The organism is Brachybacterium sp. Marseille-Q7125 (assembly GCF_023062615.1).
In the GTDB taxonomy this organism is placed as follows: Bacteria; Actinomycetota; Actinomycetes; order Actinomycetales; family Dermabacteraceae; genus Brachybacterium.
This window is the reverse complement of record NZ_JALLAL010000034.1, coordinates 21,069-37,023: the sequence shown is the minus strand read 5'-3', so window position 1 is coordinate 37,023 and position 15,955 is coordinate 21,069. Positions and strand designations below refer to the sequence as shown.

The 15,955-nt window shown below is 69.8% G+C and carries 13 protein-coding genes; 6 read left to right on the top strand and 7 right to left on the bottom strand.

All coding sequences use genetic code 11. From position 1 onward, the window contains the following. Positions 1-248: 248 nt before the first annotated feature. From MU407_RS09655 to MU407_RS09630, 6 genes are all read right to left on the bottom strand, one after another. The gene (locus tag MU407_RS09655; RefSeq protein ID WP_246956941.1) at positions 249-1,187 is read right to left on the bottom strand and encodes an aldose 1-epimerase family protein; all 939 of its coding nucleotides are present in this window, start codon (positions 1,185-1,187) and stop codon (positions 249-251) included. After that, positions 1,184-1,999, bottom strand: a complete 816-nt coding sequence (locus MU407_RS09650; RefSeq protein WP_246956938.1) for an LUD domain-containing protein — start codon at positions 1,997-1,999, stop codon at positions 1,184-1,186. Before MU407_RS09650 ends, MU407_RS09655 begins: the two co-directional genes overlap by 4 nt. Further along, entirely contained in the window at positions 1,996-3,603 is a 1,608-nt protein-coding gene (locus tag MU407_RS09645; RefSeq protein ID WP_246956934.1) for a lactate utilization protein B, read from the bottom strand. The genes MU407_RS09650 and MU407_RS09645 overlap by 4 nt, the downstream gene beginning before the upstream one ends. Continuing rightward, positions 3,600-4,394, bottom strand: coding sequence for a (Fe-S)-binding protein (locus MU407_RS09640; protein WP_246956933.1), 795 nt, complete (start codon positions 4,392-4,394; stop codon positions 3,600-3,602). The genes MU407_RS09645 and MU407_RS09640 overlap by 4 nt, the downstream gene beginning before the upstream one ends. Positions 4,395-4,447: 53 nt before the next feature. Beyond that, complete coding sequence (locus MU407_RS09635) at positions 4,448-5,929, bottom strand: malate:quinone oxidoreductase (RefSeq protein ID WP_246956930.1); 1,482 nt, start codon at positions 5,927-5,929, stop codon at positions 4,448-4,450. Positions 5,930-6,043: 114 nt separating this feature from the next. Continuing rightward, positions 6,044-6,733: a DUF624 domain-containing protein gene (locus MU407_RS09630; RefSeq protein ID WP_102237061.1), complete on the bottom strand. Its 690-nt coding sequence runs from the start codon at positions 6,731-6,733 to the stop codon at positions 6,044-6,046. A 91-nt stretch (positions 6,734-6,824) separates the two neighbouring features. Here MU407_RS09630 and MU407_RS09625 point away from each other — a divergent pair, with 91 nt between their 5' ends. The 5 genes from MU407_RS09625 (at position 6,825) to MU407_RS09605 (ending at position 12,201) form a co-directional block, all read left to right on the top strand. Further along, positions 6,825-8,096 carry an alpha-L-fucosidase gene (locus MU407_RS09625; protein WP_246956928.1) on the top strand — a complete coding sequence of 424 codons (1,272 nt, stop codon included), beginning with the start codon at positions 6,825-6,827 and terminating at the stop codon, positions 8,094-8,096. A 551-nt stretch (positions 8,097-8,647) separates the two neighbouring features. After that, a complete protein-coding gene (locus tag MU407_RS09620; protein WP_246956926.1) occupies positions 8,648-9,970 on the top strand; it encodes an enolase C-terminal domain-like protein in 1,323 nt (440 codons plus the stop codon). Between the two features lie 56 nt (positions 9,971-10,026). After that, positions 10,027-10,377 (top strand): L-rhamnose mutarotase, encoded by a 351-nt coding sequence (locus MU407_RS09615; RefSeq protein WP_102237056.1) that lies wholly within the window; start codon positions 10,027-10,029, stop codon positions 10,375-10,377. Then, positions 10,374-11,309: an aldo/keto reductase gene (locus MU407_RS09610; RefSeq protein ID WP_246956924.1), complete on the top strand. Its 936-nt coding sequence runs from the start codon at positions 10,374-10,376 to the stop codon at positions 11,307-11,309. The genes MU407_RS09615 and MU407_RS09610 overlap by 4 nt, the downstream gene beginning before the upstream one ends. Continuing rightward, complete coding sequence (locus MU407_RS09605; protein WP_246956922.1) at positions 11,302-12,201, top strand: amidohydrolase family protein; 900 nt, start codon at positions 11,302-11,304, stop codon at positions 12,199-12,201. Before MU407_RS09610 ends, MU407_RS09605 begins: the two co-directional genes overlap by 8 nt. A 44-nt stretch (positions 12,202-12,245) precedes the next feature. Here MU407_RS09605 and MU407_RS09600 read toward each other — a convergent pair whose 3' ends face one another. Next, the gene (locus tag MU407_RS09600; RefSeq protein ID WP_102237102.1) at positions 12,246-12,941 is read right to left on the bottom strand and encodes a FadR/GntR family transcriptional regulator; all 696 of its coding nucleotides are present in this window, start codon (positions 12,939-12,941) and stop codon (positions 12,246-12,248) included. A 397-nt stretch (positions 12,942-13,338) separates the two neighbouring features. Here MU407_RS09600 and MU407_RS09595 point away from each other — a divergent pair, with 397 nt between their 5' ends. Continuing rightward, positions 13,339-15,930, top strand: a complete 2,592-nt coding sequence (locus MU407_RS09595; RefSeq protein ID WP_246956920.1) for an ATP-dependent Clp protease ATP-binding subunit — start codon at positions 13,339-13,341, stop codon at positions 15,928-15,930. Positions 15,931-15,955 lie beyond the last annotated feature (25 nt).

Here is a 15,955-nt window from a genome sequence, read left to right as displayed (position 1 = left end):
ATCCTGCGCCCGCTACGAGAAGTGACCATCTCGATCGCCGGCCAGCACATCACCGCCCAGCCAGAAATCACCGACGAGGCCAGAAACCTACTCGACGCGTTGACACACTAAACCAGTGCAAGTCAGGTGGTGCGGGCCCGTTGCTGTGCAAAGACCCCGTTGCTGTGCAGAGACGCTGCGCAGCTGCAGGCGGCCTTAGCACTCACCCCAGTGCTGACCCGCCGCAGAGCCGCACGTGCGCTGGGCGCTCACCAGCCGCGAATGCTCCAGGACGCCTCGTGCTCACCGCCGGGGGCCAGGCGCACCACATCGATGCCGCTGCGGAAGGCATCGGGCGGGCAGGTCATAGGCTCCACGGCCAGACCCAGACGGTGATGCTCCGGCTCGGGTCGATCGGCCGTGTGCAGCTGCAGCCACGGGCACTCCTCCCCGGCCGTCAGCTCTACGCCGGTGCCGCCGGGAGCGGTGACGGTGACACGCCAGAGCCCCTGCGCATCACGGGCCAGAGCGGTGAAGGCGTGGTCGATCTCCTGGGCGCCGATCACGCGGCCCGCGGAGAAGTCGAACTCACTGCCCGGGGTGACGTCCGCCGTGCCGGTGGGCAGCAGACGATCCGCGGTCACCTCGAGCACCTGCCCGGCGGTGACCTGCAGGGTCCACGTATCGAGCGCCTCGGGGCCGGCGACCAGGTAGGGGTGGGGGCACGTGCCAAAGGGGGCATCCGCCGCGCCGATGTTCCGTGCGGTCACCGACGTGGTCAGGCCCGCCTCAGGATCCAGGGCGTGATGCACCGTCAGCAGCAGGTGGAAGGGGTACCCGGTGGTGGGATACAGCTCACTGCGCAGCACCACCTCGTCCTCGGCGAGGGTCGCAGGGGCGAAAGGCTGGAAGGAGATCAGGCCGTGCAGGGCATTGCCGCGCTCCACCTCGGTGATCGGGGTCTGCAGCTCCTGACCGTCCCACGTGTACCGGCCATCGCCGATCCGGTTGGGCCATGGAGCGATGACCGCGCCGCGGTAGAACAGCATCGGCCCCGTCTCGGGATTGCGCACCAGCAGATCCCGGCCGCCCACGGTGAGGGACTCGACCGTGGCGCCGAGCGTGGAGATCTCCGCGCGATACTCCCCGGCCTCGAGCGTCAGCAGGTTCCCGCGGGAGCGTGCCGCGGCGGTCTCGTGTTCGGTCATGCGTCCTGCTCCTTCGCGGTGGGGCGGTGCGGCGTGCTCTTCTGGGCGGGCGGCTTCTTCGCGGCGGGTTTTGGCTCTGCGCCAGGCTTCGGCTCTGCAGCAGGGTCCGGCTCCGGGGTGGGCTCGATGAGCACCACGTCCAGGCGGCGCGGCCCATGCACGCCCTCGACGCGGCTGAGCTCGATGTCGCTCGTGGCCGAGGGGCCGGAGATCAGCGTCCACGGCGCCGTGGGTTCCTCCCCCATGCGCTCGATGGCCTTCGGGACGCCGAGCACCACCTGATCAGCCTCGACCACGACCACGTGATGGTCCGGGATGAGGGTGATCGCGCGGCGGCCGCCGCGCCCATCGGCCCGCAGCACGAGCGTGCCGGTGATCGCGATCGCCGTGTGGCAGCCGGTGATGACGGCATCGACCTGGTCGAGCTCGCGCGGGGAGGCGGTGCCGTCGTCGGTGGTCACCGTGGCCGTGAGCTGCTCGGTCCACGGCGTGGGCAGTCCGTCTGGCACGACGATGCTGCGCGCCCCCTCCAGGGCGCGGGCGATGGTCTCTCCCGCCTGCTCGGGCGTGGTGCGGTGGACGGTCGCGGTGTAGTCCTCGAGCCGGTCGATGAGCACGGCGCGCACCTTCGCGGGATCGGTGGAGACCTCCTGGCGGTCATCGGCCCGCTGGTAGGTGCGCGGCACATCGTCCGCCTCGGTCACCGCATCGCGGCGCGGCACCGCGAGGGCGGTGCGCAGCCGTCCGAGGATCTCCTCTTTCGCGCTCACCCCGGGAGTGCGGGTGGGGCGGCGGTCCTGCCAGCTGCTCATGCCTGCTCCTCGCTGTCACGGTTCTCCGCAGACCCTGCCGACGCCGCCTGCTCCGTGGATCCTGTCGAGCCGTCCGACTCCGTCGCCTGCTGCGTCGTCGCCGGGGCGGGGCGGTTCTTCCACCAGCTACGGAATGATGGGCCCGGCTGCGGCAGATCACGGTGGTCGGTCCAGCCGGTCACGAGCGGCACGATCTTCGGCAGCGGGCCGATGGTCGTGCCGGGCAGCATTCCGGTCAGCGGCCCGGCGGAACGGACCGCGATGTCGTAGGCGCGTGGGGAGCTCATGAGTTTCCCGGCTCCCTGCAGCGCCCGGTCCCAGGGGGAGCGGAATTCGCCGCGGGTGGCGCGGCGACGGTCCACGTCCTTCGCCCGCAGATGCACCAGGATCGAGGGGAAGTCGATCTTCACCGGGCACACATCCGAGCAGGCCCCGCACAGGCTCGAGGCATAGGGGAGTGCGGCCGAGGGGTCGTCGGTGCCGATCGTTCCGGTCATCTGGGGGGTGAGGATCGCGCCGATCGGGCCGGGATAGGTGGAACCGTAGGCATGTCCGCCGGTGCGCGCATACACGGGGCACACGTTCAGGCAGGCGGAGCAGCGGATGCAGTGCAGGGCGCTGCGGCCCTCGGGATCGGCGAGCACGGCGGAGCGACCGTTGTCCAGCAGCACCAGGTGGAACTCCTGCGGGCCATCTCCCTCGTGCACGCCGGTGAACAGCGTGGTGTACGGGTTCATCCGCTCGCCGGTGGAGGAGCGCGGCAGCAGCTGCAGGAACACCTCGAGATCCTCGAAGGTGGGGATGATCTTCTCGATCCCCACCACGGAGATGAGGGTCCGCGGCAGCGTCAGGCACATCCGGCCGTTGCCCTCGGACTCCACGACCGCGAGGGTCCCGGTCTCGGCGACGGCGAAGTTCGCCCCGGAGATCGCCACCGAGCCGGGCATATCCAGGAACTTCTCACGCAGGAAGCGGCGGGCCGCCTCGGCGAGCTCCGCGGGGTCATCGGTGATCGAGGGATCCAGGTCCGGCATGGCCGCCAGGAAGATCTCGCGGATCTCGGCGCGGTTGCGGTGGATCGCGGGCACCAGGATGTGGGAGGGGGTGTCCTCAGCGAGCTGCACGATGAGCTCGGCGAGATCCGATTCGATCGCGCGGATCCCCGCCGCGGCGAGGGTCTCGTTCAGCGCGATCTCCTGGGTGGCCATCGACTTGACCTTCAGCACCTCGGAGGCGCCACGCTCAAGCACCAGGGAGGTGACGATCTCTCCGGCTTCCTCGGCGTCGCGCGCCCAGTGCACGACGCCACCGGCGGCTGTGACCTTCTCCTCCAGCTGTTCCAGCAGCTCCGGCAGATGGTCGGTGACCTGCCACTTCAGGGCGCTGCCGGCGCTGCGGAGCTTCTGCCAGTCCCGCATCTCGCGCACCACGGCGGCGCGCTTGGCGAGGATCGTCTCGGTGGCGTGCGCGAGGTTCGCCCGCTGCGTCGAGTTCTGCAGATCCTCCCGCGCGGCATCGGGGAACAGGCGCTCGCCCCGCAGATGCGAGGACGGCGAGGCGTGCTGGGGGCGGAAGGTCGGAATGCCCAGATCGACGGTGCTCATGAGGCCCTCCCGAGGATGGTGTCCGCGGGGACGAACGGCTGCTCGCGGGTGGAGGCGAGGATCTGCGCCAGATGGATGGCACGCGGCCCGCTGCTGCCATGGCCGGTGCGGTGCAGTTTCCCGCCGATGTTCATCAGGCACGACGCGTCCCCGGCCACCACGTACTCTGCGCCGCTGGCCACGACGTTACTGGCCTTATCGGTGACCATCGCATCGCTCGTGGCGTCGTTCTTCACCGAGAAGGTGCCGCCGAAGCCGCAGCAGGTATCGGAGCTGGGCAGGTTCTTCACCTCGATGCCCTCCACGGCGCGCAGCAGCTTCAGCGGGCGCGGCCCCACTTTGAGGAACCGCATGGAGTGGCAGGTGGGGTGGTAGGTCACCGAGTGCGGGAAGTACGCCCCCACGTCGGTCACCTTCAGCACGTCCACGAGCAGCTCGGAGAGTTCGTAGGTCTTCGCCGCGACCCGTGCCGCACGCTCCTCGAGCTGGGCGTCTCCTTCGTGGCGGGCCACGAGGGCGTGCTGGTCGCGCACGCAGCCGGTGCAGGACCCCGAGGGCATGACGATCGCATCGACCTCTTCGAGGGCCGGCTCGAAGGTGTCCACGAAGGAGCGCACCACCGGGGCAGCTTCCGTGTAGTAGCCGGAGTTGGTGTGCATCTGCCCGCAGCAGGTCTGGCGCTCATCGAACACCACCTCGTGGCCGAGCCGCTCCAGCAGCAGCACAGTGGAGCGCGCCACATCGGGGGCCATCACATCCACCAGGCAGGTGGTCATCAGGGAGATCCGCATCCGTGCTCCTCACAGTCGGGGGTTGCGCTCTCAGGTGGGCGGCGTGGCTGCGATCAGTGCTCCAGGCCCAGCGCCGCGGCAGTGTGTTCGAGGGTGCGGTGGGCCAGCTCGCGGTCCGCGGAGAGATCTGTGCCCCAGGAGGGCACCATCTGGGTGATCTGCGGGCGCCAGCGCTCGATCCGCTCGGGGAGCATCTTCTCCAGCAGCCGCAGCATGATGGAGGTGGCGGTGGAGGCGCCGGGGGAGGCGCCGAGCATCCCGCCGATCGACCCATCGGCCGCGGTGATCAGCTGCGTGCCGAACTGCAGCACCCCGTGCTTGGTCTTGTCCGGGGCGATCACCTGCACCCGCTGTCCGGCGGTGATCTGCTCCCAGTCCGATTCCTCGGCGGAGGGCATGTACTCCAGCAGCGCCGTGAAACGCTGATGCCGCGTGGCGGCGAGCTGAGAGCCCAGGTACACCATGAGGTCAAGGTTCGGCGGGGCGACGGCCATCATGTGGGTGACGTTGCTGGGCTTCACGGACTGAAGCAGGTCCGTCCAGCGTCCGGTCTTGAGGAACTTCGGGGTCCAGCCGGCGTAGGGGCCGAACAGCAGGGAACGCTCGCCGTTCACATAACGGGTGTCCAGGTGGGGGACCGACATGGGCGGGGCGCCGACGGCGGCCTTGCCGTACACCTTCGCGTCGTGCCGAGCAATCACCTCAGGGTTCGTGCAGCGCAGCCACTGCCCGGAGATGGGGAAGCCGCCGAAGCCGCGGATCTCCTCGATCCCGGAGCGCTGCAGCAGCGGCAGGGCGTACCCGCCGGCGCCGACGAACACGAACGGTGCCCGGACGACGTGCATGTCACCGCTCGAGGTGGAGCGGGCCATGACGCCCCAGTCGGAGCCCATGCGTCGCAGATCCACCACCTCGGTGGAGGTCTTCACGGTGGTGCCAGCGCGTTCGGCGAAGGCGAGCATCTCGCGGGTGAGCGACCCGAAGTCCACATCGGTGCCGTCGGGGGAGCGGGTGGCGGCGATCGACTCGGTGACTGGGCGGCCGTCGCTGACCAGCGGTGCCCAGGCGGCCAGCTGCGCGTGCTCGGTGGTGAACTCCATGCGGTCGAACAGGGGGTTCGCCACCAGTGCCTCGTGGCGCCGTCGCAGGTAGTCCGCGTTCTCCAGGCCGTGCACGAAGCTCATATGCGGCACGGTGTGGATGAAGGAGGAGGGATCGCCGATGCGGTCGTTTTCCACCAGGTGGGCCCAGAACTGGCGGGAGACCTGGAACTGCTCGTTGATGGAGATCGCCTTGGCGGGGCTGACGGAGCCGTCCACGTCCTGCGGGGTGTAGTTCAGCTCGCACAGTGCGCTGTGGCCGGTGCCGGCGTTGTTCCAGGCATCGGAGGACTCCGCGCCCAGCTGATCCAGGCGCTCCAGGACCACCACGTTCCAGTCGGGCTCAAGCTCCGTGAGCATCGCGGCGAGGGTGGCGCTCGCGATCCCGCCGCCGATCAGCACCGCATCAGCGCGGCTCACGTCCAGATGGGTCATCTCTCTCCGTTCGCTGCTCGTCACCGGGCGTCCATGACGCCCCGGGCGGTCATGTGCACCAGCGTATCCCTCCGCCGCGGGACCACGGGCGCGGCTGCACCGTGGGTTCGGTGTTCAGCTGCGCGCGCGGGCATTCGCCCGCGCGGTCGCGGCGAGGTCCTCGAGTAGGACCTCCAGGTGCAGGCTCAGCAGCCACACGGCGATCCGTACCGCGACCGCCGCACCGAACAGCAGGGCGAGCGGCGGTGCCACGGTGCACAGCGCTGTCCACGCCACCAGCAGCAGGATGAGGCCGATGAACCGCAGGGGCACCATCGCGGGCAGCAGCAGGGCGAGCCGCCAGGAGGTGATGAGGTCCTGCCGACGGGTGCGCGGCACGACGGCGAGGATCGCGAGAGACACGGTGGACCAGGCGGCGCTGATCACCGCAGCCCCGGACAGCAGCAGGGCGGGAACCGAGCCGGGCACGCCGCCGCCCATGATGATCCACAGCATGGCCAGCGCCCCCGCCTGCACGATCAGCAGCGGCAGCATCCGCAGGTTCGCGGGCGCGAACTCCCGCTTCCAGCTGTCCCACATCAGCGGCAGCACGCGCACGCGCGCGCCGTGCCGGGCGGCGAGGAACGCATCTCCGGCAGCGGCGGTGGCCGGGGCAATGCCCAGCACCACCGCACCCAGCAGGGTCAGCAGCAGCCAGGTCAGCTGGATACGGACGGCGAGGAGCAGCGCGTCGATCGCTTCATTGGCGCGCAGCACCCACGTCGGAACCTGAGAGGGGCCGGGGCGCGCGTCGGGGGAAGGCATGCGGACCAGCGTAGCCCGCGGGCACCGGTGAGCTTCCCGCGATGAGACCCTCCGCTTCCCTAAACACCCGATCTTTGGTGAAATGGTGCGCATGGACTTTCTGCCGCTTCGGCCGACGCCCGCGCAGCTGACCTGGCAACGTGACGGGCTCGGCGTCTTCTTCCATGTGGGTGTGAACACCTTCGCCGGGGTCGAATGGTCCGATGGGACGCTCCCGGCGTCGAGCTTCAATCCCAGTGACCTGGACGCCGATGAGTGGGTGCGCACCGCCCGCGACCTCGGCGCACGGTACGTCGTGCTGACCGCGAAGCACCATGACGGCTTCTGCCTGTGGCCCACCGCCACCACGGACTACTCCGTCGCCTCCTCCCCGTGGCGAGACGGGAAGGGAGACCTTGTCGCCGAGGTCGCCGATGCCGCCCGTCGGCACGGGGTGAAGCTCGGGCTGTACCTGTCGCCCTGGGACCGCCACGCCCCCGAGTATGACGATCCTGCGCGGTACGACGAGTTCTACCTGCGCCAGCTGCGGGAGCTGTGCACGAACTACGGAGAGCTGTACGAGCTGTGGTTCGACGGCGCTGGCTCCGCGGGCCGTGAATACGACTGGGAGTCGATCGGCGCGCTCATCGACGAGCTGCAGCCGGGCGCCATGGTGTTCAACATGGGGCCGGCCACCATCCGCTGGGTGGGCAATGAGGACGGTCTGGCCGCCGACCCGGTCCACTACGTGACCACCTCCACCGACCTCAACAACTATGACGAGGACGTGCTGGAGACCGCCGAGGCGCGCTACCTGCCGCCGGAGTGCGATGTGTCGCTGCGCCGTGGCTGGTTCTGGCAGGAGGGGGAGGAGCCCAAATCCCTCGCGCACCTGCTCGCCATCCACGACCGTTCGATCGGCCTGGGCGCGAACCTGCTGCTGAACATCCCACCGGATCCGCGCGGACGGATCGACCCGGAGGATGCGGCGCGAGTGGCGGAGTTCGCTGCTGCGCTCGAGGCTCGCTTCGGGTCCCCGACCGAGGGGACGGTGCGGCAAGAAGGCAACTCGGTCCGCATCGATCTCGGCGGGGAGCAGACCTTCGACCACATCGAGCTCGTTGAGCGCCTCGAGGACGGGCAGCGTGTGAGCGCGCATCGAGTGCTGCATGAGGGCGGCACTGTCCTCGCCTCCGGCGGCACCATTGGTATACGCCGCATCCACCGGCTCGAACAGCCCGTGCGCGCCGCCGAGCTGCGCGTTGAGCTTGAGGGCGACAGCCCCGTGCTCGAGGCCGCGCGGGTGCACGACGCGACCGGCGCCCCGGTGCCCGATGCCGACATCGCCTACCGCGCCACCACTGAGCGGCCCGACGCTGCCTGAGCGGCGCGGCGCGACGTCCGCGCGCAGCAGCGGGGGAAGACCCGGTCCGGACGGCTCAGCGCCGACGGGGATCATCCTGCTGCGGGGCGCGGCCCCGGGGCAGCCGTGGCCGCTGCGCCGCAGGCGAGCGCGAGGGTGGCTGAGTGCGCGGCGCTCTTTCCGGCGGTCGCCGGGGTCTCGGCTCGCGAAGCGATGGACATCGAAGCCTCTTCCTAGCCTCATCTTCGAGGAACAGTGGGACCGTCGTGAGCAATGGTCGGAGGTCTGTCAACCGGGCATCGGATGACAATCCCGTCACAGCTGGGAGCGGGGGAGCGCGATAGCTACCCTGAACCGTGCGTCTGGGGTTCGCGTTGATCCGGTTGCGACCTGGATGGAGGCGCGCACGTCGGAGGTGTCGGCGTGCAGGCTGCGCTGCTTGCATTCCAGTCCTCCGACTTCTACTGTGATTGAAACATCGGAGGACTCGATGTGGGTCCTGCGAGCGGTGACTTGCTGCTCAGAGTGGAGCACTGCACCTGTCCGATGATCCCATGAGCCGAGGAGCCCCCGTGTCCACCACCTTCACCATCACCGAGCTGCGGGTGCGCGACGTCCGCTTCCCCACCTCGCGAGATCTCTCCGGATCGGACGCGATGAACCCGGACCCGGACTACTCGGCGGCCTACGTGGAGCTGCACACGAGCGACGGCGACCACGGCGATGGCCTGGTGTTCACCATCGGCCGCGGCAATGACGTGCAGTGCGCAGCGATCGAGGCACTCGCCGGTCACGTGGTGGGCCGCGACGTCGAGGAGCTGCTCGCGGACCTCGGAGGTTTCTCCCGCGAGCTCATGGGCGATTCGCAGCTGCGCTGGCTGGGGCCCGGCAAGGGCGTCATGCACATGGCCATCGGCGCGGTGGTCAACGCCGCGTTCGACCTGCGTGCCCGCCGCGAGGGGAAGCCACTGTGGCTGCTGCTGGCCGAGCTGTCGCCCAAGGAACTGGTGGACCTCGTGGACCTCCGCTACCTCGGCGATGCACTGACCCGTGAGGAGGCGCTCGAGATTCTCGAGCGCGCCCAGGACGGCAAAGCCGAACGCATCGCCCACCTGCTCGAGCATGGCGTTCCCGCCTACACCACCACGCCGGGGTGGCTCGGCTACAGCGATGAGAAGCTGCGGCGCCTGCTGCACGAGGCCCGCGCGGAGGGCTTCGGGATGGTGAAGCTCAAGGTGGGCGCAGACCTCGAGGACGATGTGCGGAGGATGCGCATCGCCCGCCAGGAGATGGGGTCGGGGTACCCGATCGCGACTGACGCGAACCAGCGCTGGGGCGTCGAGGAGGCGATCACCTGGATGCGGCACCTGGCCGAGTTCGAACCCGCCTGGATCGAGGAGCCCACCAGCCCCGACGATCTCCTCGCCCATGCCGCGATCCGTCGGGGCGTGGCGCCGGTGCCGGTCGCCACCGGCGAGATGATGCAGAACGCGATCCTCGCCAAGCAGTTCCTGCAGGCAGGCGCCCTGGACGTACTGCAGCTGGACGCCACGCGCGTGGGCGGGGTGTGCGAGAACCTCGCCATTCTGCTGCTCGCCGCGAAGTTCGACGTGCCCGTGTGCCCGCATGCGGGCGGCGTGGGGCTGTGCGAGCTGGTCCAGCACTACGCCTTCCTCGATGCGGCCGCGATCGCCGGGGAGAAGCCCGAGCGGATCATTGAGTTCGTCGACCACCTCCACGAGCACTTCGAGGACCCCGTCGAGATCGTGGACGGCGCCTACCAGGCGCCCCGTCGGCCCGGATCCGGCGCCCGCATGCACGACGCCTCGATCACCGCGCATCTCTTCCCCGACGGCGCGGTGTGGCAGGATCCCGCCGACCGCACCGCAGCCTGAACTCCCGCAGCTTCGAGAGCACGACCACGAGACCGCGACGCACGAGGAGACCCCCGATGGAGACCATCGCCCTGCACACCCGCATCGCCGCCGGCCACGAAGCCGACTACGTGCGCGAGCACCAGCAGATCCCCGCCGACCTCGACCCAGCGATGCGCCGCGCCGGCGTGCAGTCCTGGCGGATCTGGCGCGACGGCCGCGACCTGTTCCACCTGGTGGAGGTCGAGGACTACACCGCCATGCGCCGCGCCCTCGCCGCGGATCCCGCCAATCAGCGCTGGCAGGAGCACATCAACCAGTTCCTTGAGGTCGCTGACTCCTATGACGGTGACGACCATGGCATCGAGCACGTGTGGTCCCTGCCCGAGCAGCCGCCCGCCCCGCAGGGCCCCGAGGCGGGCCAGTGAGCCGGGCGCCCGTCCTGCCGCAGCTCGGCTTCGGAGCCGCGCAGCTGGGGAACCTCTACCGCGTCACCACCGACGCAGAAGCCCGTGGCGCCGTCGAGACCGCGTGGGAGGGCGGAATCCGGCTGTTCGACACCGCCCCGCACTACGGCATCGGTACCTCCGAACAGCGACTCGGGGCGCTCCTCAAGCCCTACCCGCGTGATGAGTACCTGCTGTCCACCAAGGTGGGACGTCTGCTGCTGCCCGGTCCCGGGGACGGCGACGACATGGCCCACGACTTCTCGGTGCCGAACCATCACGTGCGCGCCTGGGACATGAGTGAGACCGGCATCCGCCGCAGCCACGCCGAATCCCTCGAGCGCCTGGGACTCGAGCGCGTGGACATCCTCTACCTGCACGACCCCGAGGAGGGCCCCACCGAACAGGCCTTCGCCGAGGCCCTGCCCACTCTCGCCGCGATGCGGGAAGAGGGGCTGATCAGGCACGTCGGCGTCGGCTCGAAGGACGCGGCCATCCTCACCCGCGCGGTGCGCACCGGGCTGTGCGACGTCATCATGCTCTCCGGCCGCTACACCCTGCTCGAACAGCCCGCCGCCGCCGAGCTGCTGCCCGCCTGCCTCGAGCACGACGTGCAGGTCGTTGCCGTCAGCGTGTTCAACTCCGGGATCCTCGCCCGCGCCGAAGTGAGTGACGACGCCCGCTACGAGTACAGCGCCGCCTCCGCGCCGCTGCTCGCCCGCGCCCGTGCCCTCGCAGACCTCGCCCGGGCCCATGGCGTCGAGCTGCCGGACCTGGCCGTGCAGTATCCGCTGCGTCACCCGGCGATCAGCTCCGTGGTGCTCGGCATGCGCACTCCCGAGCAGGTGCGCCAGAACATCGCCCGCGCCCGCCGCCCGATTCCCGCGCAGCTGTGGGAGCAGATCGATGCGTGAAGACATCCCCGCCGCCCCGCCTGCCACCGGTACCACCGACGCCCATCTGCACCTGTGGAACCTCGACGGACCCGGCTACGGCTGGCTCGAGGGCGCACCCGCGGCCCTGCGCCGCAGCGCCACCTGGGAGGAGGCCGCACCGCAGCTCACCGCTCTCGACGTCACCCGCGCGGTGCTCGTCCAGGCCGATGACACCCTCGCCGACACCCAGGCCATGCAGGCCGCGGCGGCGCGCATCGAAGCGGATGACACTCCGATCAGGCGGGCCGATGTGGTGGCCTGGCTGCCGCTCGAGCAGCCCGCGCAGCTCGCCGAGCTGCTCGCCGACCCGTCGGCCCTCACCCATGTGGTGGGGGTGCGCCAGCTGATCCACGACCACCCCGATCCCGGGTACCTGGACCGGCCCGCGGTGCGGGAGTCCCTAGCCCGGCTCGCCGCGGCGGGTCTGCCGCTGGATGTGCCAGATGCCTACCCGCGCCACCTCGTCCAGGCCGCGGAGGTGGCCGACGCCGTCGAGGGCCTTGTGATCGTCCTCGACCACCTGGGCAAGCCGCCGTTCGGCGACGGTGAGGCGATGGGGCGGTGGGAGCGCCAGCTGCGCGATCTCTCCCACCGGCCGCATACGGTCGCCAAGCTCTCCGGGCTTGCGACGAGCGGCATCGGCGCCGAGCAGGCCCCGCATGATCTGCGCCGCGCCGTCGACGTGGCACTCGAGCACTTCGGCCCGGAGCGCCTGCTGTGGGGCAGTGACTGGCCGATCGCCCCGCAGCCCTTTGACCTCGCGGCGGGCACGACCGCGCTGCGGGATCTCATCGGGCAGCTTGAGCTCACCGAGCAGACGCAGATTCTCCGCGGCACCGCCGAGCGGATCTACCGCCGCGTGGGGGACTGATGCGGTGGGCGCGTCCCGGGTTCAGAGGGGCGCGCCCCGCGTGATCACTCGGGCACCGCGGCGTTCTTGAGCACCCAGCTCTCGACCGCCCCGATATGCGCCGCCGCATGCACGCGCGCCAGATCCGCGCGGCCAGCGCGCAGCGCATCCAGGATCCGCCGATGCTCCGCCAGCGTGGTCTCCACCGCTGAGCCCTCCGTGAGCCCGCGCCAGACGCGGGCGCGCGCGGTCGCCGAGGCCAGGCCCTCCAGCAGCGAGACCAGGTAGGCGTTCGGGCAGCGCGAGGTGATCAGCTGGTGGAAGGCGATATCGGCCTCCACCAGCTCCTCCACGCTCGAATGCTCACTCAGATCCACCATCAACTGCTCGAGCTGCTCGAAATCCGCGACCTCCAGATGCGGGCAGGCCTGCTCCACCGCGGTGGGCTCCAGCAGACGCCGCACCTCCAGCACATGCTCCTCCCCGGAGCCACGGTGCAGATCCAGCACGAACGCCAAGGACTCCACCAGCAGGCTCGGGGCGAGCGAGGTGACGTAGGTGCCATCGCCCTGGCGCACATCCAGCACCCGGATCACCGACAGTGCCTTGACCGCCTCGCGCAGGGAGTTGCGGCTCACCCCGATCCGCTCAGCCAGCTCCTTCTCCGGCACCAGGCGATCCCCCGGGCCCAGCTCGCCGCTGACGATCATCTCCTTGATCGCGTCGATCGCGCGGTCCGTCACAGCATGCGGTGTCGACATCATTGCCTTCCTCCCCGCCCGGTGCGCCCGCGCCGGTCAACCATGGTCCGATGCTAGACGACACCCGCCCCGGTGCGCCGGGACGGGTGTCGCGAGATAGAGGCGGCAGGGGAGCGTCGCGCAGGGCGCCGCGGGACTGCCGCTGGAAGCGATCAGTACAGGGTACGGGGACGTCATCCCAGGCGTCCGGGCCGACGGTGTCGACCGGTGACCCAAGTCATTCTGCAGCTCCCCGCGCACCGGAGGTGGTGGGTGGATCGTCTTGTCGGGCCCCTCCGCGGAGCGTCGACGTGAGCGTCCGGGCAGGTCGCCGCGTCACGCCCGCGGCGAACACCGGGGCTTTGGCGGGGGAAAGCCGCGTACTCTCGATCCATCACCACCACGGATGGGGAGGACCATGTTCGAACGCTTCACCGACCGGGCCCGTCGCGTCGTCGTCCTGGCGCAGGACGAGGCCAGGCTGCTGAACCACAACTACATCGGCACCGAGCACATCCTGCTGGGCCTGATCCACGAGAACGAAGGCGTGGGCGCGAAGGCGCTCGAGGCTCTCGGGGTGAGCCTCGATGCCGTGCGCGAGCAGGTCCGCGACATCATCGGCGAGGGCAACCAGACTCCCTCGGGCCACATCCCCTTCACCCCGCGCGCCAAGAAGGTGCTCGAGCTGTCCCTGCGCGAGGCGCTGCAGCTGGGCCACAACTACATCGGCACCGAGCACATCCTGTTGGGCCTGCTGCGTGAGGGCGAGGGCACCGCGGTCAAGGTCCTCTCGCGCCTGAAGGCCGAACCGTCGGCCGTGCGCCAGGAGGTCATCGAGCGTCTCTCGGGCTACCAGGGCAAGGAACCGGCCACCGCCGGCGGTCCCCCGGAGGGGCAGCCCTCGGGGTCGCTCGTGCTGGATCAGTTCGGCCGCAACCTCACGCAGGCCGCCCGCGACGGCAAGCTCGACCCGGTGATCGGGCGCGAGATGGAGGCCGAACGGGTCATGCAGGTGCTCTCCCGCCGCACCAAGAACAACCCGGTGCTGATCGGCGAGCCCGGCGTGGGTAAGTCCGCCGTGGTCGAGGGCCTGGCCCAGTCGATCGTGGCCGGGGACGTGCCGGAGACCCTCAAGGACAAGCAGCTGTACACGCTGGACCTGGGATCCCTCGTGGCCGGCTCCCGCTACCGCGGCGACTTCGAGGAACGGCTCAAGAAGGTCCTCAAGGAGATCCGTACCCGCGGGGACATCATCCTGTTCATCGATGAGATCCACACCCTCGTGGGCGCCGGCGCGGCGGAGGGCGCGATCGACGCCGCCAGCATCCTCAAGCCCATGCTGGCCCGCGGTGAGCTGCAGACCATCGGCGCGACCACGCTCGAGGAGTACCGCAAGCACATCGAGAAGGATGCGGCGCTCGAGCGGCGCTTCCAGCCCATCCAGGTGGAGCAGCCCTCCGTGGCGCTGACCATCGAGATCCTCAAGGGCCTGCGGGACCGCTACGAGGCGCACCACAAGGTGACCATCACCGACGGGGCGCTGGTCTCCGCTGCGAACCTCGCCGACCGCTACGTCAACGACCGCTTCCTGCCGGACAAGGCGATCGACCTGATCGATGAGGCCGGGGCGCGCCTGCGCATCCGTCGCCTCACCGCGCCGCCGGAGCTCAAGGAGTACGACGCCAAGATCGAGCAGGCGCGTACGAAGAAGGAAGAGGCGATCGACGGGCAGAACTTCGAGCTCGCCGCTTCGCTGCGCGATGAGGAGCAAACCCTCAAGACTGAGCGGGACGAGAAGGAGAAGGCCTGGCGCCACGGCGAATCCGATGCGGTCACCACCGTGACCGAAGAGGTCATCGCCGAGGTCCTCGCCGCCTCCACCGGCATCCCGATCGTGAAGCTCACCGAGGAGGAGTCCTCGCGCCTGCTGCACATGGAGGACGAGCTGCACAAGCGCGTCATCGGCCAGGACGAGGCGATCAAGGCCGTCTCCCGGGCGATCCGCCGCACCCGCGCAGGTCTGAAGGACCCCAAGCGCCCCGGCGGCTCGTTCATCTTCGCCGGCCCCACCGGCGTGGGGAAGACGGAGCTCGCCAAGGCGCTCGCGGAGTTCCTGTTCGGCGACGAGGACGCCCTCATCCAGCTGGACATGTCCGAGTTCGGCGAGAAGCACACCGCCTCGCGTCTGTTCGGCTCCCCGCCCGGCTACGTCGGCTACGACGAGGGCGGCCAGCTCACCGAGAAGGTGCGCCGCAAGCCATTCTCCGTGGTGCTGTTCGACGAGGTGGAGAAGGCCCACGTGGACATCTTCAACTCCCTGCTGCAGATCCTCGAGGACGGCCGCCTGACGGACTCGCAGGGCCGCCTGGTGGACTTCAAGAACACCATCATCATCATGACCACGAACCTCGGCACCCGGGACATCGCCAAGGGCGTGTCCATGGGCTTCACCGCCGGTGGGGACCTCTCCACCGACTACGAGCGGATGAAGTCCAAGGTGCATGAGGAGCTCAAGCAGCACTTCAAGCCCGAGTTCCTCAACCGCGTGGATGACATCGTGGTGTTCCCGCAGCTGTCCCACGCCGAGATCGTGCAGATCGTGGACCTGGAGATCGCCAAGCTCTCCCACCGCCTGGACGACAAGGACATGTCCCTCACCCTCACCCCGGCCGCACAGAACCTGCTGGCCGACAAGGGCTACGACCCGGTGCTGGGGGCGCGGCCGCTGCGCCGCACCATCCAGCGGGACATCGAGGACCTGCTCTCCGAGCGCATCCTGTTCGGCCAGGTCCAGGTGGGCGATGAGATCGTCGTGGACGCCGAGGGGGAGGCGCCGCTGGGCGAGCTCACCTTCGCCCGCCGCGGCAAGGACGGCCAGCTGACCGAGATCTCCGAGGAGATCGATATCCAGTCCATGACCCAGGCCCGCGCGGAGGACGCCACCCACGCCGATGGCGAGGCGGCCCCCACCGCCCCGGAGGCCGAGGACGCCGAGTCCGGGGCCCGCTGATCCCGGACTGCTGACCCGGGCCGCC

Excerpts from the sequence above, each read along its gene's own strand:
- MU407_RS09655 (WP_246956941.1), bottom strand. The coding sequence starts at position 1,187 with ATGACCGAACACGAGACCGCCGCGGCACGCTCCCGCGGGAACCTGCTG.
- MU407_RS09650 (WP_246956938.1), bottom strand. The coding sequence starts at position 1,999 with ATGAGCAGCTGGCAGGACCGCCGCCCCACCCGCACTCCCGGGGTGAGC.
- MU407_RS09645 (WP_246956934.1), bottom strand. The coding sequence starts at position 3,603 with ATGAGCACCGTCGATCTGGGCATTCCGACCTTCCGCCCCCAGCACGCC.
- MU407_RS09640 (WP_246956933.1), bottom strand. The coding sequence starts at position 4,394 with ATGCGGATCTCCCTGATGACCACCTGCCTGGTGGATGTGATGGCCCCC.
- MU407_RS09635 (WP_246956930.1), bottom strand. The coding sequence starts at position 5,929 with ATGACCCATCTGGACGTGAGCCGCGCTGATGCGGTGCTGATCGGCGGC.
- MU407_RS09630 (WP_102237061.1), bottom strand. The coding sequence starts at position 6,733 with ATGCCTTCCCCCGACGCGCGCCCCGGCCCCTCTCAGGTTCCGACGTGG.
- MU407_RS09625 (WP_246956928.1), top strand. The coding sequence starts at position 6,825 with ATGGACTTTCTGCCGCTTCGGCCGACGCCCGCGCAGCTGACCTGGCAA.
- MU407_RS09615 (WP_102237056.1), top strand. The coding sequence starts at position 10,027 with ATGGAGACCATCGCCCTGCACACCCGCATCGCCGCCGGCCACGAAGCC.
- MU407_RS09605 (WP_246956922.1), top strand. The coding sequence starts at position 11,302 with ATGCGTGAAGACATCCCCGCCGCCCCGCCTGCCACCGGTACCACCGAC.
- MU407_RS09600 (WP_102237102.1), bottom strand. The coding sequence starts at position 12,941 with ATGTCGACACCGCATGCTGTGACGGACCGCGCGATCGACGCGATCAAG.
- MU407_RS09595 (WP_246956920.1), top strand. The coding sequence starts at position 13,339 with ATGTTCGAACGCTTCACCGACCGGGCCCGTCGCGTCGTCGTCCTGGCG.